The organism is Nocardioides sp. Root122 (assembly GCF_001425025.1).
GTDB lineage: Bacteria > Actinomycetota > Actinomycetes > Propionibacteriales > Nocardioidaceae > Nocardioides.
The window spans coordinates 1-22,867 of sequence record NZ_LMDE01000010.1 but is presented as its reverse complement, the minus strand read 5'-3'; the positions used below and the strand labels follow the sequence as shown (position 1 = coordinate 22,867).

The following is a 22,867-nucleotide window of genomic DNA, read 5'->3' as shown; positions in this document are numbered from 1 at the left end:
GCCGGGCGCTGCGGAGTCGCGCTCCCTACGCTTGCCGCGTGCTGATCCTGCTGCCGCCCAGCGAGGGCAAGACCGCCGCCCGGCGCGGCAAGGCCCTCGACCTGGCCTCCCTGTCGTCACCATCGCTCACCCCGACGCGGACGACCCTTCTCGAGGCGCTCACGACCCTGTGCCGCGAGGACCCCGAGAAGGCGGCGGCGGTGCTCGACCTGGGCCCGGCGCAGCGCGACCTCGTGGACCGCAACGCCCACCTCGCGACGGCCCCGACCGCCCGGGCGGACGCGATCTACACCGGCGTCCTCTATGACGCCCTCGGCTTCGACACCCTGTCCCCCGCGGCCCGGCGCCGCGCAACCGCGCGCGTCGCGGTCACCAGCGCGCTGTTCGGCATGGTCCGCCCCGGCGACCGGATCCCGGCCTACCGCCTCTCCGGCGACACCATCCTGCCCGGCGTGGGCTCGGTGGCCGGCGCCTGGCGCGAGGTGCTCGGCGAGGCGGTCGGCGCCGCCGTGCGCACCGGGCTGCTGGTCGACCTCCGCTCCAGCACGTACGCCGCCTTCTGGCGCCCGACGAAGGACCTCGCCCCGCGCGTCGCGACGGTCCGCGTCCTCCACGAGTCCGAGGGCAGGCGCAGCGTCGTGAGCCACTTCAACAAGGCGACCAAGGGCCGCATCGTCCGGGCCCTGCTCGAGGACGGCGCCGACCCGCGCACGCCGAAGGCCCTCGCCGAGGCACTGACCCGGCTCGGCTGGACCGTCGAGGTCGGTGAGGCGACGCCGAAGGGCACCCAGCTCGACGTCGTCGTGACAGCCGTCTAGCGCAGCGGGATCATGTCGGTCGCCTCGAGCGGGTCGACGCCGCAGACCGCCAGGAGGTCGGCGATGATCGAGCGCACCTGCGCCAGGATCACCTCCGCCGAGAGGTCGTCGCTGTGCTCGACCGTGGCGCTCGCCTGGGCGAGCTCGCGGAGCGGGTCGATCAGGGACGCCGCCCGCTGGCCGCGCGCGAGCTCCTCCGCGACCCGGTCGGACAGGTCGGCGAGGTCCTGCGTCAGGCGGGCGTACGACGCCGGCACGCGCTCGCGCCGGTAGGCCGCGACGGCCGCTCGGCGGACGAGCACGCGGGTGTTGCGCAGCGCGATGTCGAGCGGCTCGACCAGCTCGGCGAGCTGTCGCAGCGGCTCGCTGTGGCGCCTGCGGAACGGCGAGGACGCCACGACGGACAGGCCCTCCGCGCCGGCGGCGCGCAGCTCGGAGATCAGCTCGTCGGTCGCGCGGGCGTCGCGCAGCACCGCCAGGCCCATCTCGACGTCACCTTCGAGCATGCACTGCGCGGCCGCGCGCTGCAGCGAGGCCATCTTCCGCACCGCCACCGCCGCCTGCTCACGGGGCCGGCGCAGCGGCGCGCGCGGCACGACGGTCGCGGCCACCAGCGCGACGCCGCCGCCGATCAGGGCATCGGTCCAGCGCAGGAAGGCACCACCGGCCGGCGGCGCGAGCGCCGAGACGACGATCCCCTGCACGGCCGCCTGGTTGACGAGCAGCGGGCCCGCGTCGACGAGCAGCATGATCAGCGACATGCCGGCGGCCACGATCAGCGCGATCTGCCACGCGCCCGACCCGACGAGGTGGGTGACCAGGTCGCCGAGGAAGACGCCGACGGCCACGCCGATGGCGATCTCCAGGACGCGGCGGTGCCGCTGACCGTAGGACGTGCCGAGCGAGATGACGGCGGCGATCGGCGCGAAGAACGGGAGCTGGTGGCCCAGCACGTCGGCGGCCAGCCACCAGGCGACCCCCGCGGCGACGGCGCACTGGCCGATCGCCCAGCTCTTGCTCCGCAGGCGCGCCGCACGGGCACGCATCGACAGCCGGCCGCGCGCGGCGAAGTCCTCGGCGCGCAGCACGGCTTGTGTCCTCAGAGACCCGACTCGTCGGTGCGCACCAGGATGCGCTGGCACTCCTCGCAGCGGATGACCTCGTCGGCGGGCGCGGCCTTGATCCGGGCGAGCTCGGAGGCGTCGAGGGTCATGTTGCAGCCGCCGCACTGGCGCGCCCGCAGCAGCGCGGCGCCGATGCCCTTCTGCTCCCGGAGCCGTTCGTAGAGGGCCATCAGGTCCTCGGGCATGCCCTCGATCGCCGGCCCGCGAGCAGCCGTCACCTCGTCGAGCGAGGCGTCGATGCCGACGCGCTTCTCGTCGCGTGCGGTCACCAGCTCGCCCAGCTTCGCGTCGACGTCGTCGGCGCGGATGGCGAGGGCGTCGAGCACCTGCTGGGCCTGCTCGAGCGCCTCCATCACCTCGAGCTCGGCGTCCTCGAGGGTGGTGATGCGGCGCTCGAGGGAGACCAGCTCGTGCTGCATCCGCTCGAGGTCCTTGGGCTGGGTGATCTGGCCGCTGTCCATCCGGGTGCGGTCGCGCTCGCGGCGCGCCTTGACCTGCTCGACCTCGCGGTCGGCCTTGGCCTGCTCGACGGTCAGGTCGTCGACCACGATGCGCGCGTCACGCACCTGGTCGGTGATCTCCGTGCGCTCCGCCTCGAGGGCGGCGATCTCGGCCAGCTCGGGCAGGTGTGCCCGCTGGTGCCGGAGCTGGGCAGCCCTCGAGTCGAGCTCGGCGACGTCGAGGAGCTTGACCTGGTGGGTGGGATCGGCCTTCAACAGCACTCCTGCTTCGACAACGGATGCGACTTGCGCGATTTCAGTGGCGGAACGTCCACGGGTCGGTGCACAGCGTGCTGACCCGGGTCTCGACCCTATCGCCCATCGCGCTGCGGAGCCGATCCTCGACCACCGGGAGCCAGGTCCACTCCGCAGCCCAGTGCGCCACGTCGACCAGGGCCGGCCCGTCGTGCTCGAGGAACTCCCCCGCCCGGTGGTGCCGCAGGTCACTGGTGACGTAGACGTCCACGTCGCTGTGCGCGAGCTCGTCGAGGAGGAAGTCGCCGGCCCCGCCACAGACCGCGACCCGGCGCACCGGCCGGTCCGGGTGGCCCGCCACGCGGACGCCGTGGGCGGTGCTCGGCAGTGCTCGGGACACCCGCGCGGCGAACTGGTCGAGGGTCGTCCGGTCGACCGTGCCGATGCGACCGGTGCCGGTGGTGGCCAGACCGGGGTCGGCGAGGGGCACCACGTCGAACGCGGGCTCCTCGTAGGGGTGCGCGGCCAGGAGCGCCCGCAGCACGGCCGTACGCCGGTGGCGCGGCGCGACGACCTCGACGCGCGTCTCCTCCACGACCTCGAGCTCGCCGACGCGTCCGATCGCCGGGGCCGAGCCGTCGAGCGGCCGGAACCGTCCCTCCCCGGCCGCCGACCACGACGCCGAGTCGTAGGCACCGATCCGGCCGGCTCCGGCGTCGTGCAGCGCAGCCCGTACGGCGTCGGCGGACGCCACCGGCACGAACACCACGACCTTGTCGAGCGGGTCGGCGGGCGCGGGCCGGATGGGCTCGAGGTCGGCGAGGCCGAGCGCGAGGGCCAGCGACTCGGAGACCCCGGACGCTGCCTGGTCGGCGTTGGTGTGGGCGGCGAGCAGCGCGCAGCCGTTGGCGGTGAGGGCGTGGAGCGTGCGCCCCTTGGGCGTCGTCGCCGCGACGGAGCTGACCGGGGAGAGCAGCAGCGGGTGGTGCACCACGAGCAGGTCGGCGCCCCACTCCACCGCCTCGCGTGCGACGTCGAGCGTGGGGTCGACGGCGAACATCACCTTCTCCACCGCGGCGGACGGGTCACCGGCCACCAGCCCGACCGCGTCCCACGAGTCGGCGGTGCCGGGCGGGTACCAGGCGTGCAGCAGGTCCACGACGTCGGCGAGCGTTGGCATGCGCCCGATCATGCCGGACGCGACGGGGCCCAGTGGGCGGTGAGTAGTCGCCGGAGCTAGTTGACCTGGCGCTGCTGACCCTCCCAGTAGGGCTGGCGCAGCTTGAACTTCTGCAGCTTGCCGGTCGCCGTCCGGGCCAGGTCGTCGCGGAACTCGATCGACGTGGGCGCCTTGTAGCCGGCCGCCTTGTCCTTGCACCACGCGATCAGCTCGGCCTCGTCCGCGCTCGCCCCCTCGGCCAGCACGACCAGCGCCTTGATGGTCTCGCCCCACTTCTCGCTGGGCACGCCGATCACGGCCACCTCCGCGACCGCGGGGTGGGAGAAGAGCACGTCCTCGACCTCGATCGAGGACACGTTCTCGCCGCCGGTGATGATCACGTCCTTCTTCCGGTCACTGATGGTGAGGTAGCCGTCGTCACCGATGACGCCGCCGTCACCGGTGTGGAACCAGCCGTCGACCAGCGCCCGCTCGGTCTCGTCGGGACGCTCCCAGTAGCCCTCGAGGATGACGTTGGACCGCGCCAGCACCTCGCCCTGGTCGTCGGTGCGCAGGCGTACGCCGATCGCAGGCGCACCCGCACGGACCAGCTTCGCGGCGCGGTCCTCGGGTGACAGGTCGTCCCACTCCGCGCGGTTGCGGTTGACCGTGAGCAGCGGCGAGGTCTCGGTGAGCCCGTAGATCTGGATGAACTCCCAGCCGAGCTCCTCCTGGACCCGCACGACCGTCTTCGTCGGCGGGGGCGCGCCGGCCATGATGATCCGCACGCGGTCCCGGCCGGGGATCTCGCCCTCCCAGTCCTGGGCGGCGTCGAGCACCGCAGCGGCCACGGCGGGCGCCGCGCACATGACGGTCACGCCGTGCTGCTCGACCCGACGGAGGATCTCCGCACCGTCGATCTTGCGCAGCACCACGTGCGGCACGCCCAGTCCGGTCATCGCGAACGGCATCCCCCAGCCGTTGGCGTGGAACATCGGCAGGGTGTGCAGGTAGACGTCACGGTCGGTCACGCCGGCGTGGAGGGCGAAGGTCACCGCGTTCGTCCAGATGTTGCGGTGGGTGATCTGCACGCCCTTGGGGCGTGCCGTGGTGCCAGAGGTGTAGTTGATCGTGGCGGTGGCGTTCTCGTCGGGCTCCCACGCGCGCGGCTCGGTGCCGGGCGCCGCGAACATCGACTCGTCCTCGCCCAGCACGAAGGTGTGCTCGACGTCGATGTGCTGGAGCGAGTCCACGAGCTCGGGGTCGACGTAGAGCACGCGGGCACCGGAGTGCGCCACGATGTAGGCGATCTCGTCGTGGCGCAGCCGGAAGTTGATCGGCACCAGGACCCGACCCGAGCCGCACACCCCGAAGAACGACGTCAGCAGGCGCGAGCTGTTGTGGCTGATGACCGCCACGCGGTCGCCCACCTCGATGCCGAGCTCGTCGAGCCGTGCGGCCTGGCGCCGCGCCAGGTCGTGGACCTCGGCGTAGGTGAGGGTGCCCAACGAGGGCGCCGGCTGGTCGGGCTCGTCGATGAAGCCGGGTCGCTCGCCGTAGACGGCTGCCGCCCGCTCGATGAAGTCGGTGACGCTGAAGGGCACGATCATGCGCCCACTGTGGCATGCGTCTTGGACGCCGACGAGGGGCTGCGGCGACGCTGCGCCGGACGGTCAGCGAGCGGCGACGAACGGCCGCTGGGCCAGTCGCTGGGCCGGTCGCTGGGCATGGTGCGTCGGGACGGTTTCGAACCGCCGACCGCTCGGGTGTAAACCGAGTGCTCTACCGCTGAGCTACCGACGCGCGAGGGCACACACTACGGGACCGGCTCGGCAGGTCCGGAATCCCGCACCAGGCCCCCGACGGAGCGGAAATGAAATGAGTTGAGCCGCTGGCGTCTCGGGTCACCAGCGGCTCAACAAGTACAAGATTACACCGCCACCCAAGCCTGTTCGAGGAATCCGACATTTCTCGCAGCCGGTCTAGACCACTCGCTCCGCCGGGCTCAGGACAAGGCGGCGTGCAGCTCGCGCAGGTGCTCGTCGAGGTCACGACCGTCGGGGTTGGCGTTGTGCACCGACCACCGCAGCCGCCCCTCGAGGTCCACGACGTACGACGACCGGCGCGGGGCGCCCTTGACGCTGTCGAACACCTCGTAGGCCGAGGCCACCGCCCCGTGGGGCCAGTAGTCGGAGAGCAGCGGGAAGTTCAGGCCCTCGGCCTCGGCGAAGGACCGCAGGGCGTAGACGGAGTCGCACGATAGGGCGAGCACCTCGGTGTCGAAGCTGAGGAACTCGTCGAGCCGGTCGCGGACGGCCGACAGCTCGCCGGTGCAGACGCCGGTGAAGGCGAACGGGAAGAAGATCAGCGCCACCGCCTTGCGCCCACGGAAGTCGCTGAGGCGCACGTCCTGCCCGAACTGGTCGCGCAGCGTGAAGTCGGGTGCCTCGTCACCGATGCACAGGCCCGGCCCGTTCACGACTCGCCCTCGCTCTCCTGCTGGGTCCGATCCAGGTGGGCGAGCTCGCGCTTGAGGATCTTCCCCGTGGCGTTGCGCGGCAGCTCGTCGAGGAAGACGATCTCACGCGGCACCTTGTAACGGGCGAGGTGGGCCTTGACGTGCTCGCGCAGCTCGTCGGCCGACACGTCGCCGTCGCGCACCACGAACGCGCGCAGCCGCTGGCCGTAGTCGTCGTCGGCGACGCCGATCGCGGCGACCTCCTGCACCCGCTCGTGGGCCACCAGGCAGTCCTCGACCTCCTGCGGGAAGACGTTCTCCCCGCCGGAGACGATCATGTCGTCGTCGCGGCCCGAGACGTGGAGCCGGCCGGCCTCGTCGTAGTAGCCGACGTCGCCCGAGCACATCAGGCCGTCGACGACCTCCTTCGAACCGCCATGGGTGTAGCCCTCGAAGAGCAGGCCGTTGCCGACGAAGATCCGGCCCGTCTCGCCACGGGGCAGCTCGTGGCCCGCCTCGTCGAGGATCTTCACGACCGTGCCGTAGGGCGGCCTGCCGGCCGACGTGGGGTCGGCGCGCAGGTCCTCCGGCGTCGCGATCGAGGCGTAGGCGACCTCGGTGGAGCCGTAGATGTTGTAGAGGTTGTCGCCGAAGCGGTCCATCCACGCCTGGGCGAGGGTGGCGGGCAGCGCCGAGCCGGAGGAGGCGACCACCCGCACGCGGGACAGGTCGATGCCGTCGAGCACCTCGGGCTCCAGGGCCAGCATTCGCTGCAGCATCACCGGGATCACCACCAGGGACTCGCAGCGCTCGTCCTGGGCGGTGCGCAGCGCGACGAGCGGGTCGAACGAGCGCCGCAGCACCACGGTGGACCCCAGCAGCATCGCGAGCGCGAGGTGCGCGAAGCCCCAGGTGTGGAAGAGGGGTGCGGCGATGTGCGTGCGCCAGCCGGCTCGCAGGGGCATCCGCGACAGCAGGGAGACCGCGGCATCGATGCCGGCCTCCTTGCGGGGTGCGCCCTTGGGCGCCCCGGTCGTGCCCGAGGTGAGGATCACGACCCGCGCGTGGCGACCGGGCGGCTGCAGGTCGCCCTCGTCGTACGCGCCGACGAGCTGATCGAGCGTCTCCCCCTCCAGGTCGCCGTCGGTCCAGGCCAGCAGCCGGCGCTCGACGCCGGCCCCGGCGAGGAGCCCGGTGAACTCCTCGTCGTGGACCACCATCCGCGGCGCCTCGCGCTCGAGCACGTCGACGAGCTGGGGGCCGGCGAAGGCGGTGTTGAGGTAGAGGATGTCGGCGCCGAGCTTGGCGACCGCGATGGAGGCGTCGATGAAGCCACGGTGGTTGCGGCACATGACGGCGACCGAGTCGCCCTCCCGCACGCCACGCTCGGACATTGCGCGCGCCAGGGAGTTGGAGCGGCGGTGCAGCTCGGCCCACGTCAGCTCACCGAGCTCGTCGATGACCCCCACGTCGTGGGGAGCGCGGGAGGCCAGGGTCGCGAAGCCGCCGGCCGGCCCGGTGCCCCAGCGGAGCACCACCCGGCCGATGTCGACCAGCGTGCGCGGACCATAGGGGCGGATGACGCCAGCGCGGCCCAGGACGCGGACGGTGGCGCCGAACCCGGAGACCGTGCCCGCGACGGCGCGGGCCGCAGTGGCGCCGGGCTTGGTCACGCGGGAGTCTTCGGAGCGACGAGGCGCGTGGCCTGCCAGTCCTTGCTGACCGCTGCGGTCGTGGTCTGCGAGAGGCCCGCGACCGGCGCGGCCTCGGCGACGTCGGCGGCGTCGACCGTGCCGGACCGCCCCACCTTCGGGGTCAGGAGCCAGATCGACCCACCGCCGACCAGGTCGGTCAGCGCGTCCACGAGCCCGTCGACGAGGTCGCCGTCGTCGGCGCGCCACCAGAGCAGGACCGCGTCGACCACGTTGCCGTAGTCACCGTCGACCATGTCTGCGTCGATGCAGTCCTCGACGGCGATGCGCAGCTCGTCATCGGTGTCGTTGTCCCAGCCGAGCTCCTGGACGACCATGCCGGGCTTGAGCCCCAACCGGTCCGCCACACCTGTCGCTGGGGCAGAGTCGCCCACCGTCGAGCTCACGCAGTGCCTCCCATGTCCCGGTGCGCCCAGTGCGCACGGTGACGCACAGTCCACAGGAACACGGCAGGAGCCGCAACCCCGTCCCGTACGACGACCCCCTCATGGGTGCGACGTCTCACACCCGCACGGTCTACCCGCGGGTAGATTTCGTGCGGGCGGGACGCGTGACACGATGAGCGGGTGAGTGACGCCGAGAAGTCCAGCAAGAGCCCGGCCATCGCGTCGGTGATCCACGAGGGCCTCCCCACCCAGCTGCCCGACATCGACCCCGACGAGACCCAGGAGTGGCTCGCGTCCTTCGACGCGATGCTCGACGACCGCGGTCGTGACCGGGCTCGCTACGTCATGCTGCGGCTGCTGGAGCGGGCCCGCGAGAAGCAGGTCGGCGTCCCGGCCCTGCGCTCGACCGACTACATCAACACCATCCCCCCGGAGCGCGAGCCCTGGTTCCCCGGTGACGAGGAGCTCGAGCGCCGCATCCGCGCGTTCATCCGCTGGAACGCCGCGGTGATGGTCTCCAGCGCCAACCGCAAGGGCCTCGAGGTCGGCGGTCACATCGCCACCTACCAGTCGTCCGCCTCGCTCTACGAGGTCGGCTTCAACCACTTCTTCCGCGGCAAGGACCACGAGGGCGGCGGCGACCAGATCTACATCCAGGGCCACGGCTCGCCGGGCGTCTACGCCCGCGCCTTCCTCGAGGGCCGCCTCAGCGAGGAGCAGCTCTACCGCTTCCGCCAGGAGGTCCAGCACGGCAAGGGCGCCGGCCTCCCGTCCTACCCGCACCCGCGCCTGATGCCGGACTTCTGGGAGTTCCCGACCGTGTCGATGGGCCTCACCGCCATCAACTCGATCTACCAGGCCCGGTTCAACCGCTACCTCGACAACCGCGGCATCAAGGACACCGACCAGCAGCGCGTGTGGGCCTTCATGGGCGACGGCGAGATGGCCGAGCCCGAGTCGCTCGGCGCGATCCGCATCGCCGCGCGCGAGGAGCTCGACAACCTCACCTGGGTCATCAACTGCAACCTCCAGCAGCTCGACGGCCCGGTGACCGGCAACGGAAAGATCATCCAGGAGCTCGAGGCCAACTTCCGCGGCGCCGGCTGGAACGTCATCAAGGTCGTCTGGGGCCGCGAGTGGGACGCCCTGCTCGCCCGCGACGTCGACGGCGTCCTGGTCAACCGGATGAACTCCACCCCCGACGGACAGTTCCAGACCTACTCCACCGAGGACGGCGCCTACGTGCGCGAGCACTTCTTCGGCGGTGACCCGCGCCTGCGCAAGATGGTCGAGCACATGTCGGACACGCAGATCGAGAAGCTGCCGCGCGGTGGCCACGACTACCGCAAGGTCTACGCCGCGTTCGACGCCGCGACCAAGCACACCGGTCAGCCGACGGTGATCCTCGCCCACACCATCAAGGGCTGGACGATCGATGCCCTCGAGGGCAAGAACGCCACCCACCAGATGAAGAAGCTGACCCTCCCGGACCTCAAGAAGTTCCGCGACCGGCTCTACCTCCCGATCAGCGACCGCGACCTCGAGGAGTCCTACGAGAAGACCGGTGGCGCGCCGTTCTACCACCCGGGTGCGGAGTCCCCCGAGATCGAGTACATGCTCGAGCGCCGCACGGCCCTCGGCGGCTCGATCCCGCGCCGCATCAACCGGGCGGCCTCGCTCAAGCTGCCGGGCGACGACATCTACTCCGACCTCAAGCAGGGCTCGGGCAAGAACAAGATCGCCTCGACCATGGCCGTCGTCCGGCTGCTGCGCGACTGGATGAAGGACCCGGAGATCGGCGACCGCATCGTGCCGATCGCCCCCGACGAGTACCGCACCTTCGGCATGGACTCGATGTTCCCGAGCGCCAAGGTCTACAACCCCGGTGGCCAGCAGTACGAGTCCGTCGACCGCAAGCTGCTGCTCTCCTACAAGGAGTCCGCGCAGGGCCAGATGCTCCACGAGGGCATCTCCGAGGCTGGCGCCATGGCGTCCGCGACAGCGGCGGGCTCGGCGTACTCCACGCACGGCGAGCACATGATCCCGTTCTACATCTTCTACTCGATGTTCGGGTTCCAGCGCACGGGTGACTCGATCTGGGCGATGGCCGACCAGCTGGCGCGCGGCTTCCTGATCGGCGCCACGGCCGGGCGCACCACGCTGACCGGCGAGGGCCTCCAGCACGCCGACGGCCACTCCCCGCTCCTCGCGGCGACCAACCCGGCGATCGTGCACTACGACCCGGCCTTCGCCTACGAGATCAGCCACATCATGCAGAGCGGGCTCGAGCGGATGTACGGCACCGGCGGGCCCGAGGGCCACGGCGAGGACGTCATCTTCTACCTCACCGTCTACAACGAGCCGGTCTCCCAGCCGGCCGAGCCCTCCGACGTCGACGTCGACGGCATCCTGCGCGGCATCCACAAGGTGTCGACCGCGGAGGGCGAGGGCCCCCGCGTGCAGCTGATGGCCTCCGGCGTCGGCTACCCGTGGATCGACGAGGCGGCCCGCCTCCTCGCCGAGGACTGGGGCGTCCGGTCCGACCTGTGGTCGGTCACGTCCTGGAACGAGCTGGCCCGCGACGGTGCCGCCGCCGAGCAGTGGAACCTGCTCCACCCCGGCGAGGAGCGCCGCACGGCCTACGTCAGCGACAAGCTCGCCGGTGTCGACGGCCCGGTTGTCGCGGTCTCCGACTACATGCGGGCCGTCCCGCTGCAGATCGCCCGCTGGGTGCCGGCCGACTACCGCGTGCTCGGTGCCGACGGCTTCGGCTTCGCCGACACCCGTCCCGCCGCACGGCGCTTCTTCCACATCGACGCGCAGAGCGTCGTGGTGCAGGCGCTCCAGGCACTGGCCGACGCCGGCCAGTTCCCGGTCGAGAAGGTCGTCGAGGCAGCCGAGCGCTACCGGATCGACGACCCCACGGCGACCAAGGACATCAAGCAGGAGGGCGGCGACGCCTGAGGCGTCGGTCGTCCCGTCACTGGTGGGTCACGCCTCGCGCGCATAGGTCGCGGGAGGGTGGCCCACCAGCTGCGTGAAGGCCCGGATCAGGTGTGACTGGTCGGCGTAGCCGAGGCGCGCGGCGAGCTCGGCCCAGTCCACCCGGCCGTCACCGTGGGCCGCGGCGGTGACGTCGAGCAGCCGGAACCGTTGCACCACCCACTTCGGGCCGATCCCCACGTGCGAGTGGAAGCGGCGCTGGAGCGTGCGGAGGCTGACCCCGGCCAGGTCGGCCAGCTGCTCTGCGCGCACCAGTGAGGTGTCGGCCTCCGCCCGCTCGACCAGGGCAGCGAGCTCGGGCACCAGCGGGTCGTCCTCGGGCGCGAGCCCGCGCAGCCACTCGGCGAGCACGGCCGCGGCGTCCTCGGGACGGTCGTGGGAGAGCACCTCCTCGGCCACCGGGCGGTCGTCGACCCCGAGCACCGCGGCAGCCGCCACCTCCCGACCCTCGAGCGCGCCGACGTCCGCGCGCAGGAACGGGTGGAACACGGCCGGGCGGAACCCTGCCGCCACCGTGTGCCCCGTGCCCTCCAGCCGCCGGCGGAACATGCGGGGATGCACGCCGTGCACCAGCAGCCGCGGCTCGCCCTCGACGACCTCGGCGCTGACGTGCACGACCGGGCGGGGCACGACCTCCTGCTCGTGCGGCGCGGGCACGTCCCAGCGGACCCACCAGAAGTAGTCGACGACCCCCGCCAGGTCGGGGTCGGGCTCCACCCGGCCGACCTCGATCAGCTGCTCGGCCCGGCTGGGTCGCATGACCGCCGCCTGCACGCGGCTCGATCGGGAAGGCACGCGCCGAGCCTAGGACCCACCTCCGACAAGCCCTGTCGCCTTTCTCCAAGCCGCCGCCCCGTCGTCGCCGCGAGGCTGGTCCCGAGACCCGACGAGCAGCACGAGGAGAACAGCAGTGACCCAGCAGCAGACAGCCCGGATAGCCATGGTGACGCTCGACTGCGCGGAGGTGGCACCGGAGGCGGAGTTCTGGTCCGCCCTCCTGGGGTGGGACGTCGCCGCCAGCACCGAGGACTACGCGATGCTCACCGGCCCGGACGGCTCACCCGCCCTGGGCCTGGGGCGCGTCCCGGACCACCAGCCGCCCTCCTGGCCCGACGAGGGCGGGCGCAAGCAGTTCCACCTCGACCTCGCGGTCGACGACCTCGACGCGATGACCGAGCGCGCAACCGGCCTGGGCGCGAGGCTCGCCGACCCGCAGCCCGGCGAGACGTGGCGGGTGCTGATCGACCCGGCCGGGCACCCGTTCTGCCTGACGGACGCCGCGAACTGGGGCTAGCTCAGGCCCCGGCAGCCCGTCGTACGGCGTGGAGCGGCGCGACCGGTGCGTCGCCCGCCCCGCCGTACGCCGGCTCCCGCGACGCCCCCTCGGCGAGGAGCGCCCGCCACCGGTCGCGGTCGTAGCGGCTCGGCTCGGTCGACCGGATGAAGTCGCGCATGATCTTCACGAACCGCTCCGGGTGGTCCTTGTGCGGGAAGTGGCCCGCGTTGGGGATGATCTCGATGCGCGCCGTCGGCGCGAGGGCGCTGGCGTTGCTCGCGTGGTCGACCGGGATCACCAGGTCGTCGGCGCCCCACACCACGCACATCGGCATCGCCTCGGTGAGGTAGGCGCGGTCGGCCATGGTGACGATCTGGCCGCGCCAGTCCACCACTGCGCGCACCACGTGCCGGATCGCGGCCCGGGTGTCGGGGTCCTTGAAGGAGTCGTAGATCTCGGCGACCTCGTCGAGGTCGCGCAGCTGGCTCACCCCGCTGGCGGCCAGGACCCGCATCGAGGTCGTGACGAGGTGGCGCAACCCGGGCAGGGAGAGCACCCCCATCGCCTGCTGGAAGCCGGGGGTCGTGATCGCCCGGATCGCCGGTGTGACCTCAGGCCCGAGACCGCCGGACCCGACGAGGACCAGCCGTTCGGTCCGTTCGGGGTACTGGTAGGCGAACTGCATCGCCACTCCCCCGCCGAAGCTGTGCCCCACCACGGTCGCGGAGTCGATGCCCAGGAGGGTGAGCAGGTCGCGCATGCCGTTGGCGTAGCCGCCCACGCTGTAGTCGGCGCGGGGCTTGTCCGACGCCCCGTGCCCGAGCAGGTCCGGCGCGATCACCGTGTGGGTGCGGGCCAGTGAGTCGATGACCGGCGTCCAGGTCGTGTGGTCGCAGCCCAGTCCGTGGAGCAGCAGGACCACGGGGCCCGAGCCCTTGCGGACGTAGGCGCGCCTGTGCCCGTGCACAGTGGCGTACTGCAGGTGCGGGTTGCTGCGACGGGGCACTCGAGCTCCAACCTGGGGGTCCGGTCCCGGATTCAACCAGACGGCCTCGTCACCGCGACCGGCGCGTCGGGCGGCGATGCGAAGTCGTGACCTCGGCCCGGCGGCACGCCCAGGGGCTGCCCCGGCGCTCCTTCGTGGGAATCCCACTACGTCGCGGGCCGCACTACAGTCGACCCATGCCCCCTTCCCGCCGACGCGCAGCCGACGCGCTGCGCAGCTCCTCGGGGGCGCTGAGCACCGCCGCCACGGGACGGATGTCGAGCGACCTGCCGTGGTTCGACGACCTGAGCGCGGAGGACCGCTCCTGGGTGGGCCTGATCGTGCAGGCCGGCATCCGCGGCTTCGTCGAGTGGTACGACGTCGAGGTCGAGGCGTCGGCGCACGACCCCCTCGACGTGGTCGTCTTCGGCGCCGCACCGCGCGAGCTCACCGGCGTGATCTCGCTCCAGCAGACCGTCGAGCTGGTGCGGTTGAGCATCCGGGTCGTCGAGACCAACATCGACGCACTGCTGCACCCCGAGGACGTCGGCGAGGTCCACCAGGCGGTGCTGCGCTACGCCCGCGAGGTCGCCTTCGCGACCGCAGCGGTCTACGCCCGGGCGGCGGAGTCCCGCGGCGCCTGGGACGCCCGCCTCGAGGCGCTGGTCGTCGACGCCGTCGTCCGTGCCGAGACCGACGAGGCGGTCCTGTCGCGCGCGAGCGCCCTCGGCTGGGGTGCGCACGGCGACGTGGCCGTGGTGCTGGGCTCGGTGCCGCCGCACCGCGCCGAGATCGATGTCTTCGAGTCCGTACGCCGCTCGGCGCGCGCCGGCGACATGGACGCGCTCTGCGCCACCCAGGGCGACCGGCTGGTCGTCGTCCTCGGCGGCGTCGACGACGCGCTGAAGGCGGCCACCCGGCTGCTCGACCACTTCGGTGACGGACCCGTCGTCGTCGGCCCGGTGACCGCCGACCTCGCCCACGCCTACGCCTCCGCCCGGGCCGCACTGTCCGCCCACCGCGCGGCGAGCGGCTGGCCCGACGCCCCGCGGCCGGTCGCCAGCCGCGACCTGCTGCCCGAGCGCGCGCTCGCCGGCGACGGCCACGCCCGCCGCCACCTCGTCGACGACGTCTACCTCCCGCTGGTGGCCACCCGCGGCGCGCTCCTGGAGACGCTCGGCGCCTGGTTCGAGCACGGCTCGTCCATCGAGGGCACGGCCCGGGCGCTGTTCGTGCACCCCAACACGGTGCGCTACCGGCTGCGGCAGATCGCCGAGGTCACCGGATGGTCGCCCACCCGTCCCCGTGAGGCCTTCACGCTGCAGCTCGCGCTGATCCTAGGGCGTCAGTCGGGCCGGACGGAACTGTAGGAAACCTACAACGATCTGGGGGTCACTTTCGTCGGCGTCGGACCCGCGGTCGGGGCTCGCGGTTGGGCACAGTGGACTCGTGCTCGTCATCGTCGCCCCCGGTCAAGGGGCCCAGACCCCCGGATTCCTCACGCCCTGGCTGGAGGACCCCACCTTCGCCGCGCGGTTCGACTGGCTGGCCACCGTGGCCGGCATCGACCTGGCGCACTACGGCACCGAGGCCGACGCGGACACGATCCGCGACACCAAGATCGCCCAGCCGCTGCTGGTGGCGACCGGCCTGGTCGCCGCCCTGGACCTGTTCCCGCACCCTGCTGACGCGTTCTCGCGCATCGGTGCCGTCGCGGGCCACAGCGTCGGCGAGCTCACCGCCGCGGCCGGCGCCCGCGCCATCACCGCCGAGCAGGCGATGGTCCTGGTGCGCGAGCGGGGCAACGCGATGGCCGACGCCGCTGCCGTCACCGCCACCGGCATGACCGCCGTCCTGGGTGGCGACCGCGACGAGGTGCTCGCCTCGATCGCGCGCCACGGCCTCACCGCCGCCAACGACAACGGGCCGGGCCAGGTCGTCGCGGCGGGCACGATGGAACAGCTCGCGGCCTTCGCCGAGGCGCCCCCGGAGAAGGCGCGCATCATGCCGCTCAGCGTCGCCGGCGCCTTCCACACCTCGCACATGGCACCGGCAGTCGACCGGCTCTCCGCCCTGGCCCGCTCGGTCTCGACCCACGACCCGCGGACCCCGGTCATCTCCAACCGCGACGGCCAGATCGTCCACGACGGGCGCGACGTGCTGCGCCGCATCGTCGGGCAGATCGCCAACCCGGTCCGCTGGGACCTCTGCCTGGAGACCATGAGCGACCTCGGCGTGACCGGCATCCTGGAGATGCCGCCGGCCGGCACCCTGACCGGGATCGCCAAGCGAGCCCTCAAGGGTGTCGAGACCTTCGCGCTCAAGACGCCCGACCAGCTCGACGCCGCCCGCGACTTCTGCGACAAGCACGGCGAGGCCTCGATGATCGAGACCACGCCGACCTGGCGGATGGTCGTCTCCCCCGCCAAGGGCACGTTCCACCTGTCGTCGGAGGCGGTCGAGCACGACATGCTCGCGCCGGGCGCCACGATCGGCGCCGTCGCGAGCCTGCGCGACCGCACCGACATCACCGCCCCGCACGGTGGATCCGTCGTGGAGTGGCTCGTCGAGGACGGAGACCTCGTCTCCCCCGGCCAGCCGCTCCTGCGCCTGCACCCGGAGGCGACCGCCTGATGGCCCCCATCACCGCCGTGACGGGCGCTCCGCACACGCGCATCATGGGCATGGGCTCCTACCGCCCCACCCGGCTCGTCCCGAACTCCGAGGTCGTCGACGCGATCGACTCCAGCGACGAGTGGATCCAGCAGCGCTCCGGCATCAAGACGCGCCGGTGGGCCGGTCCCGAGGAGTCGGTCCAGATGATGTCCGTGGAGGCGTCGCGCATCGCCATCGAGCGCGCCGGGCTCGAGGCAGGCGACATCGACTGCGTCGTCGTCGCGACCGTGAGCCACCTGCTCCAGACGCCCGCCGTGGCCACCGCGATCGCCCACGAGCTCGGCACCGGCGGCGCCGCCGCCTTCGACATCTCCGCCGCGTGCGCCGGGTTCTGCCACGGCATCGCCATGGCCTCCGACATGGTCCGCGCCGGCAGCGCCCGCCACGTCCTGGTCGTCGGGGTGGAGCGCCTCACCGACATCCTCGACCTGACCGACCGCGGCACCGCGTTCATCTTCGCCGACGGAGCCGGAGCCGCCGTCGTGGGCCCCAGCGACACCCCGGGCATCGGCCCGGTCGTGTGGGGCTCCGACGGGGAGCAGTTCGACCTCATCCGGCAGCGCGAGGACTGGCGCGACGTCGTCGGCACCGACACCCAGCCCGGCTCGGGCGTGATGCCGCACCTGACGATGCAGGGCAACCCCGTGTTCCGCTGGGCGTCCTTCGCGATGGCCAAGATCGGCCAGCAGGCGCTCGACGCCGCGGGGGTGTCCCGCGACGAGCTCGACGTCTTCGTCCCCCACCAGGCCAACATGCGGATCGTCGACGCCATGGCGCGGTCGATGAAGCTCCCCGAGTCGGTGCGCATCGCTCGCGACGTCGCCGACCAGGGCAACACGTCCGCCGCCTCGGTGCCGCTCGCGCTCGACCGGATGATGCTCGAGGGCGAGGCCCGCAGCGGCGACACCGCCCTCCTGATCGCCTTCGGCGCCGGCCTCGCCTATGCCGCCCAGGTCGTGACCGTGCCCTGAGCGGGCGCCCCCGACCCACCCAGTTCTGACCGAGCACCACCACCCGAGAAAGAAGGGAAGGCCCCATGGCCACCACCGAAGAAATCCGTGCCGACCTCGCCGACATCGTCAACGAGGTGGCCGGCGTCGACGCCGACGACGTCCAGCTGGACAAGTCCTTCGTGGACGACCTCGACGTCGACTCGCTCTCCATGGTCGAGGTCGTCGTGGCCGCCGAGGAGAAGTTCGGCGTGACCATCCCGGACGACGAGGTCAAGAACCTCAAGACCGTGGGTGACGCCGTCGCCTTCATCGAGCGCTCGCAGGGCTGAGCCCTTCCCAGGCGTCGCGGGCGGCCGACCAGCCTCGGCCGCCCGTGACCACGGACCTCCATCACCACCGCCAGAAACGGAACCCCACATGCCTTCGACCCGCGTAGTCGTCACCGGCCTCGGCACCACCTCCCCCCTCGGCGGGGACGTCGCCTCGACCTGGCAGGCCATGCTGGCCGGCACCTCCGGCATCGACTACCTCGAGGACGACTGGGCCGCGACGCTCCCGGTCAAGATCGGCGGCCGCGTGGCCGTCGAGCCGTCCGAGGTGCTGGACCGGGTCAAGGCACGACGCTGGGACCGTTCCACCCAGTTCGCCGTGGTCGCCGCCGACCAGGCCTGGGCCGACTCCGGCCTCGAGGGGTCCGGCCTCGAGCCCGAGCGCCTCGGCGTGGCCCTCGCCTCCGGGATCGGCGGTGTCACCACGCTCCTCGCGAACTACGACATCCTCCTCGAGAAGGGTCCGCGCCGGGTCTCCCCGCTCGCCGTCCCGATGCTCATGCCCAACGCGCCCGCCGCCAACGTGAGCCTCAAGTACGGCGCCCGCGCCGCGGTGCACGCCCCGACCTCGGCCTGTGCGTCGGGCAACGAGGCGATCGCCATGGCCATCGACCTGATCCGCCTCGGCCGCGCCGACGTCGTGATCGCCGGCGGCACCGAGGCCGCGATCCACCCGCTGCCCATGGCTGCGTTCGCCAACATGATGGCGTTGTCCAAGACCGGCACCGACGACGACCGCGACCCGTCCACGGTCTCCCGCCCGTGGGACGTCGCCCGTGACGGCTTCGTCCTCGGCGAGGGCGGCGCGGTCCTCATCCTCGAGTCCGAGGAGCACGCCCGCGCCCGCGGCGCCAAGGTCTATGCCGAGGTCCTCGGCGCCGGCATCAGCAACGACGCCCACGACATCGCGCAGCCCGACCCCGAGGGCCGCGGCGGCACCCGCGCGATCGCGATGGCGCTCCGCGAGGGCGACGTCGACCCCGCCACCGTGGTGCACGTCAACGCGCACGCCACCTCGACGCCCAAGGGCGACATCGCGGAGGGCCTGATGCTGCACGCCGTCCTCGGCGAGCACGTCGACCGCTGCCTCGTGACGAGCACCAAGTCCATGACCGGTCACCTGCTCGGCGGCGCCGGCGCCCTCGAGGCCGTCGCCACGGTGATGGCCCTGCACGACCGCGTCAGCCCGCCGACGATCAACCTGGACGACAAGGACCCCGCAGTCGACCTCGACATCCCCACGTCGAAGCGCGACCTGCCCGAGGGCGACATCGTGGCCCTCAACAACTCCTTCGGCTTCGGTGGCGCCAACGTCGCCGTCGCCTTCGGCAGCGTCTGATCACCCTCCCGTCCGCACCCGCCCCCGGAGAACCACCCGGAAGGACTCCTCCACCGTGACTGCCACTGCCGCCAAGCCCGCCAAGCTGCCCCGCGAGGAGGACCCGCGCAACCCGGTCCACCGCCTCACCGCGCTGCTCGACGAGGGCAGCCTCGAGCTGATCACCCCCGACGACGAGTCGGGAATGCTCGCGGCGGTCGGCCGGGTCGACGGCACGCCGGTGGTCGCCTTCTGCAGCGACGCCACCGTGATGGGCGGCGCCATGGGCGACGTCGGTTGCCGGGTGGTCGTCGACGCCTACCACCGTGCCCTCACCGACGGCGTGCCGATCATCGGGCTCTGGCACTCCGGCGGGGCCCGCCTGGCGGAGGGCGTGCTGTCGCTCCACGCCGTGGGGCGCATCTTCCAGGTCATGACGCAGGCCTCCGGCGTCATCCCGCAGATCTCCGTCGTCCTCGGTCCCGCCGCCGGCGGTGCCGCCTACGGCCCGGCCCTGACCGACGTGGTCATCCTCGGCCCCGAGGGCCGCATCTTTGTGACCGGCCCCGACGTGGTGCGCTCGGTGACCGGTGAGGACGTCGACATGCTCCGCCTCGGCGGCCCGGAGCCGCACGGTCGGCGCTCCGGCGTGGTCCACATCCTCACCGACTCCGAGCGGGAGGCCCTCGACAGGGCCCGCACCGTCGCCTCCCTCCTCGGCGCCCAGGGCAGCCTCGCCGCCGACGCCGTGGAGGACCGTGACCTCGAGGCCCTGCTGCCCGAGTCCAAGAAGCGCGCCTACGACGTGCACCCGCTCGTGGAGGGGCTGCTCGACGAGGGCACCATGCAGGAGATCCACGCCCGGTGGGCGCCCAACATCGTCACCGCGCTCGGCCGTTTCGGCGGCCGCACCGTCGGCGTGGTCGCCAACAACCCGCTGCGCCTGGGCGGCTGCCTGGACTCGCTGTCGGCCGAGAAGGCCTCGCGCTTCGTCCGCATGTGCGACGCGTTCGGCGTGCCCCTCGTGGTGGTCGTCGACGTCCCCGGCTACCTCCCCGGCGTGGGCCAGGAGTGGGACGGTGTCGTACGCCGCGGCGCCAAGCTGTTGCACGCCTTCGGTGAGTGCGTGGTCCCCCGCGTCACCCTCGTGACCCGCAAGACCTACGGCGGCGCCTACATCGCGATGAACGCGCGCTCCCTGGGCGCCACCCGGGTGTTCGCCTGGCCGGGGGCCGAGGTCGCCGTCATGGGGGCCGTGGCCGCGATCCGCATCCTGCATCGTCGCAAGCTCGCGGAGGTCTCCCCCGAGATCCGGCCCCAGGTCGAGGCCGAGCTCGCCGCCGAGCACGAGCGCATCGCCGGAGGCGTCGACAAGGCCGTGGAGATCGGCGTCGTGGACGAGGTCGTCGAGCCGGCGCGCACCCGCAGCGCGATCGCCGCCGCGATGCGTCACGAGATCGACACGGTCGGCGTGCGCCGCGGCCACCACGGCAACATCCCGCTCTGACCCGCACCGTGGAGGTCGGGGTCGCGGTCGCGCGGGCGTAACGCAGGTCACACCCGCTCGTTGAGCACCTCAGACACCCGGAGGTGCCCCATGTCGAGCCTGCTCGCGGCTGCCGTCCTCACCACGGCGAGCCTTCTTCCGCTGCCGCTGCCGCTTCCCGCCCCTGCTACGCCGGCGGGTCACGAGACGGCCGAGGCGCAGCAGACGGAGGTCACGGGAGTGCTGGATGCTCCCGACGGCCGGCTCAAGCGCGGGTGCAAGGACTACCACTACTCCTACGCGGTGCAGGCACCCAGCGAGGACTGGACCTTCGACATCACCATGCAGGACCGCGCGGGCAAGGGCGTCAACGCGCAGTCGCTGATCGGGCCCAACGACCCGCCGGCCGGGGTCCTGGACTTCCGGCTCTGCCGGTGGGCGACCAAGGCCGGGGTGTTCACGCTCAAGGGACAGCTGGTGTCGTACGACGACGCCGAGGAGACCTCGGTGACGGTCACCGAGGCCTTCCGCCTCCGCGCTCGCAACCGGTGAGGGGCGGGCGCGCCTGTCGCGTCCTCAGACGACCTGGTGCAGCCAGCGGACGGGGGCGCCCTCGCCCGCGTGCCGGAAGGTCTCCAGCTCGTCGTCCCACGGCTTGCCGAGCAGGTTGTCGATCTCGAGCAGCAGCGTGGTGTCGCCGAGCGCGGCCTTGACCACTGCGGCCTTGAGCCGGTCCTCGGGGATGAGGATGTCGCCGTGCGGCCCGGTGATGGCGTGGAAGATGCCGAGGTCGGGCGTGCAGGAGAAGCGCGTGCCCTCGGTCGAGCTCGTCGGCTCCTCGGTGATCTCGAAGCGGAGGTGGTTCCATCCGCGGAGAGCGGACGCCACCGCGGCGGCCGTGCCGGCAGAGCCGGTCCACGACAGCTCAGCGCGGTAGGAGCCCGGCTGGGCAGGCTGCGGCGTCCAGTCGAGCGAGACGGCAACTCCGAGGACTCCGCCCACGGCCCACTCGATGTGCGGGCAGAGTGCGGAGGGTGCAGAGTGCACGTAGAGGATGCCCCTCGTCGCCGGACCGTCCGGACGGGAAGCAATGCGTGTGGTCACCGTGACCTCCTTGAGTTCCGACGCTCCAGATGCGCCTTCCCCAGCGTTCTGTCGTCGTTGCTCTCGGAGATCGAGTGACACCTATGTGATTAGTGGTTCCATTGTGGCCCATCGGGCGCACGAATGCCAGCAGGCCGGGCGCGCCGGGACCACAATGCGGTCCGGGCGCTCCCCGAGGGTGGATCAGGCTTGGCGCTTCTCCAGCAGCTCCGCACGCTCCGCTGCGTCGGTGAGCTCCTCGGAGTCGATGGCGTGGGTGCGGTGGAACCACGCCAGGGCGTCGGACTCACGACCGGCGGCCTCGAGCGTGTCGGCGTACGCGTAGCGCAGCCGCACCACCCAGGACGCGCGGCTCTTGGACGTGAGGGGCGCGAGCTCGAGCGTGCGAAGCGCAGCGTCGAGCTGACCCATGTCGCGTCGGGCGCCCGACTCCACGAGCGTCATCTCGGCCTTCGCCTCGGAGCTGAAGTTGGCGACCGACGGGCTCTTGGCCAGCTTGATCGCCTGCTCCGGGTTGCCGAGGGCGCGGTGGCAATCGGCCATGATCGGCAGGTAGTCGGTCGCGCCGTTCATCCGCTTCGCGGCCCGCAGCTCCGACAGCGCCTCGGCGTAGTGGCCGGCGGCGTACGCCGACTCCCCCGCCGCCTCACGCACCACGGCGATGCGGGACGCGCGGGCTCGCGCGGCGAGGGCGTGCTGGTAGGCCAGCTCCGGGTCCTCGTCGATGAAGACGCCGGCAGCGGCGAGGTGACGCGCCACGCGCGCGGCGAGCTTCTCAGGAAGACCCTTCAGCTGCGCACGTACACCCCGGTCGAGCTCGGCACCGGTGATGTGCTCGGGCAGGTCCGGACCGTCGTAGGCCGCCTGGTCGGCGGTGCGAGGCGTGTCGTCGGACCGGCCGCGGAAGCCCTTGTCCGCCGAGCCGGACGGACGCTTCCCGCCCGGCTTGCCCTGGTAGACGCCGCGAGGCTTGTCGTCGCGGGAGCCGCGACCGCGCGAGTCACCGGCGGCACCCCGGCCGGACCCGCCGCGCGAGTCACCACGGGCGTCGCCGCGCGAATCACCACGTGAGGCGGAACCGCCTCGGGACGACGAACCACCCCGGCCGCTGGCAGAGCTGCCTCGTCCCGCGCTCGACCCACCTCGCGACGGACGCTGTCCTCGACGGTCCTCGGCCACAGCCGCACTTCCCTTCTCGACGCAACGGACCCCGTACCGGGGCAACCGTACTCACTCATGCCATGAAATGACGCAGAGGCCACCAGGATGCCTGGTGGCCTCTGCCAAATGTATGTCCGGCGGCGTCCTACTCTCCCACAACCTCTCGGTTGCAGTACCATCGGCGCTGAAAGGCTTAACTTCCGGGTTCGGTATGGGACCGGGTG

21 protein-coding genes, 1 tRNA gene and 1 rRNA gene are annotated in these 22,867 nt (G+C 72.2%); 10 read left to right on the top strand and 13 right to left on the bottom strand.

All coding sequences use genetic code 11. The features are described 5' to 3' along the window. The first annotated feature begins 38 nt into the window (after positions 1-38). Entirely contained in the window at positions 39-818 is a 780-nt protein-coding gene (yaaA, locus tag ASC64_RS09305) for a peroxide stress protein YaaA (RefSeq protein ID WP_056907271.1), read from the top strand. Here the strand turns inward: yaaA and ASC64_RS09300 are convergent. The 8 genes from ASC64_RS09300 to ASC64_RS09265 form a co-directional block, all read right to left on the bottom strand. Then, positions 815-1,906, bottom strand: a complete 1,092-nt coding sequence (locus ASC64_RS09300; protein ID WP_235563625.1) for an FUSC family protein — start codon at positions 1,904-1,906, stop codon at positions 815-817. The genes yaaA and ASC64_RS09300 overlap by 4 nt on opposite strands. Positions 1,907-1,917: 11 nt before the next feature. After that, complete coding sequence (locus ASC64_RS09295; RefSeq protein WP_235563623.1) at positions 1,918-2,664, bottom strand: zinc ribbon domain-containing protein; 747 nt, start codon at positions 2,662-2,664, stop codon at positions 1,918-1,920. Positions 2,665-2,698: 34 nt separating this feature from the next. Beyond that, entirely contained in the window at positions 2,699-3,817 is a 1,119-nt protein-coding gene (locus ASC64_RS09290; RefSeq protein ID WP_200937649.1) for a Nif3-like dinuclear metal center hexameric protein, read from the bottom strand. Between the two features lie 56 nt (positions 3,818-3,873). Beyond that, complete coding sequence (locus ASC64_RS09285) at positions 3,874-5,406, bottom strand: AMP-binding protein (protein ID WP_056907268.1); 1,533 nt, start codon at positions 5,404-5,406, stop codon at positions 3,874-3,876. 118 nt (positions 5,407-5,524) lie between these two features. Next, a tRNA-Val gene (locus ASC64_RS09280) sits at positions 5,525-5,599 on the bottom strand. A gap of 202 nt (positions 5,600-5,801) precedes the next feature. Further along, positions 5,802-6,275: a peroxiredoxin gene (locus ASC64_RS09275; RefSeq protein ID WP_056907267.1), complete on the bottom strand. Its 474-nt coding sequence runs from the start codon at positions 6,273-6,275 to the stop codon at positions 5,802-5,804. Beyond that, the gene (locus tag ASC64_RS09270; protein WP_056907266.1) at positions 6,272-7,927 is read right to left on the bottom strand and encodes an AMP-binding protein; all 1,656 of its coding nucleotides are present in this window, start codon (positions 7,925-7,927) and stop codon (positions 6,272-6,274) included. Before ASC64_RS09270 ends, ASC64_RS09275 begins: the two co-directional genes overlap by 4 nt. Continuing rightward, positions 7,924-8,352, bottom strand: coding sequence for a DUF3052 domain-containing protein (locus ASC64_RS09265; protein WP_082550339.1), 429 nt, complete (start codon positions 8,350-8,352; stop codon positions 7,924-7,926). Before ASC64_RS09265 ends, ASC64_RS09270 begins: the two co-directional genes overlap by 4 nt. A 180-nt stretch (positions 8,353-8,532) precedes the next feature. Here ASC64_RS09265 and aceE point away from each other — a divergent pair, with 180 nt between their 5' ends. Continuing rightward, positions 8,533-11,316, top strand: coding sequence for a pyruvate dehydrogenase (acetyl-transferring), homodimeric type (gene aceE, locus ASC64_RS09260; RefSeq protein ID WP_056907264.1), 2,784 nt, complete (start codon positions 8,533-8,535; stop codon positions 11,314-11,316). A 27-nt stretch (positions 11,317-11,343) separates the two neighbouring features. Here the strand turns inward: aceE and ASC64_RS09255 are convergent, their stop codons facing one another. Further along, positions 11,344-12,150: a helix-turn-helix domain-containing protein gene (locus ASC64_RS09255; RefSeq protein ID WP_056907263.1), complete on the bottom strand. Its 807-nt coding sequence runs from the start codon at positions 12,148-12,150 to the stop codon at positions 11,344-11,346. Between the two features lie 115 nt (positions 12,151-12,265). Here ASC64_RS09255 and ASC64_RS09250 point away from each other — a divergent pair, with 115 nt between their 5' ends. Further along, positions 12,266-12,649, top strand: coding sequence for a VOC family protein (locus tag ASC64_RS09250; protein WP_235563621.1), 384 nt, complete (start codon positions 12,266-12,268; stop codon positions 12,647-12,649). Between the two features lies 1 nt (position 12,650). Here the strand turns inward: ASC64_RS09250 and ASC64_RS09245 are convergent, their stop codons facing one another. Then, the gene (locus ASC64_RS09245; RefSeq protein WP_056907261.1) at positions 12,651-13,637 is read right to left on the bottom strand and encodes an alpha/beta fold hydrolase; all 987 of its coding nucleotides are present in this window, start codon (positions 13,635-13,637) and stop codon (positions 12,651-12,653) included. A 176-nt stretch (positions 13,638-13,813) separates the two neighbouring features. Here ASC64_RS09245 and ASC64_RS09240 point away from each other — a divergent pair, with 176 nt between their 5' ends. From ASC64_RS09240 to ASC64_RS09210, 7 genes are all read left to right on the top strand, one after another. Next, on the top strand, positions 13,814-14,986 hold the full coding sequence (locus ASC64_RS09240; RefSeq protein WP_056907260.1) for a PucR family transcriptional regulator: 1,173 nt from the start codon (positions 13,814-13,816) through the stop codon (positions 14,984-14,986). A 79-nt stretch (positions 14,987-15,065) separates the two neighbouring features. After that, the gene (locus ASC64_RS09235) at positions 15,066-16,250 is read left to right on the top strand and encodes an acyltransferase domain-containing protein (RefSeq protein WP_056907259.1); all 1,185 of its coding nucleotides are present in this window, start codon (positions 15,066-15,068) and stop codon (positions 16,248-16,250) included. Positions 16,251-16,258: 8 nt separating this feature from the next. Then, entirely contained in the window at positions 16,259-17,263 is a 1,005-nt protein-coding gene (locus ASC64_RS09230) for a beta-ketoacyl-ACP synthase III (RefSeq protein WP_439956819.1), read from the top strand. A 65-nt stretch (positions 17,264-17,328) separates the two neighbouring features. Then, on the top strand, positions 17,329-17,574 hold the full coding sequence (locus ASC64_RS09225; RefSeq protein ID WP_056599877.1) for an acyl carrier protein: 246 nt from the start codon (positions 17,329-17,331) through the stop codon (positions 17,572-17,574). A gap of 88 nt (positions 17,575-17,662) precedes the next feature. After that, on the top strand, positions 17,663-18,913 hold the full coding sequence (locus ASC64_RS09220; protein ID WP_056907257.1) for a beta-ketoacyl-[acyl-carrier-protein] synthase family protein: 1,251 nt from the start codon (positions 17,663-17,665) through the stop codon (positions 18,911-18,913). Between the two features lie 55 nt (positions 18,914-18,968). After that, positions 18,969-20,399: an acyl-CoA carboxylase subunit beta gene (locus ASC64_RS09215; protein WP_056907256.1), complete on the top strand. Its 1,431-nt coding sequence runs from the start codon at positions 18,969-18,971 to the stop codon at positions 20,397-20,399. A gap of 90 nt (positions 20,400-20,489) precedes the next feature. Next, positions 20,490-20,930, top strand: coding sequence for a hypothetical protein (locus tag ASC64_RS09210; protein WP_056907255.1), 441 nt, complete (start codon positions 20,490-20,492; stop codon positions 20,928-20,930). A gap of 24 nt (positions 20,931-20,954) precedes the next feature. Here ASC64_RS09210 and ASC64_RS09205 read toward each other — a convergent pair whose 3' ends face one another. The 3 genes from ASC64_RS09205 to rrf all read right to left on the bottom strand — a co-directional run. Continuing rightward, entirely contained in the window at positions 20,955-21,482 is a 528-nt protein-coding gene (locus tag ASC64_RS09205) for a DUF3145 domain-containing protein (protein ID WP_235563619.1), read from the bottom strand. A 183-nt stretch (positions 21,483-21,665) separates the two neighbouring features. Beyond that, on the bottom strand, positions 21,666-22,661 hold the full coding sequence (locus ASC64_RS09200) for a hypothetical protein (RefSeq protein WP_056907254.1): 996 nt from the start codon (positions 22,659-22,661) through the stop codon (positions 21,666-21,668). A gap of 114 nt (positions 22,662-22,775) precedes the next feature. Then, positions 22,776-22,867: ribosomal RNA gene (rrf, locus tag ASC64_RS09195) — 5S ribosomal RNA — on the bottom strand; the annotation flags it as partial.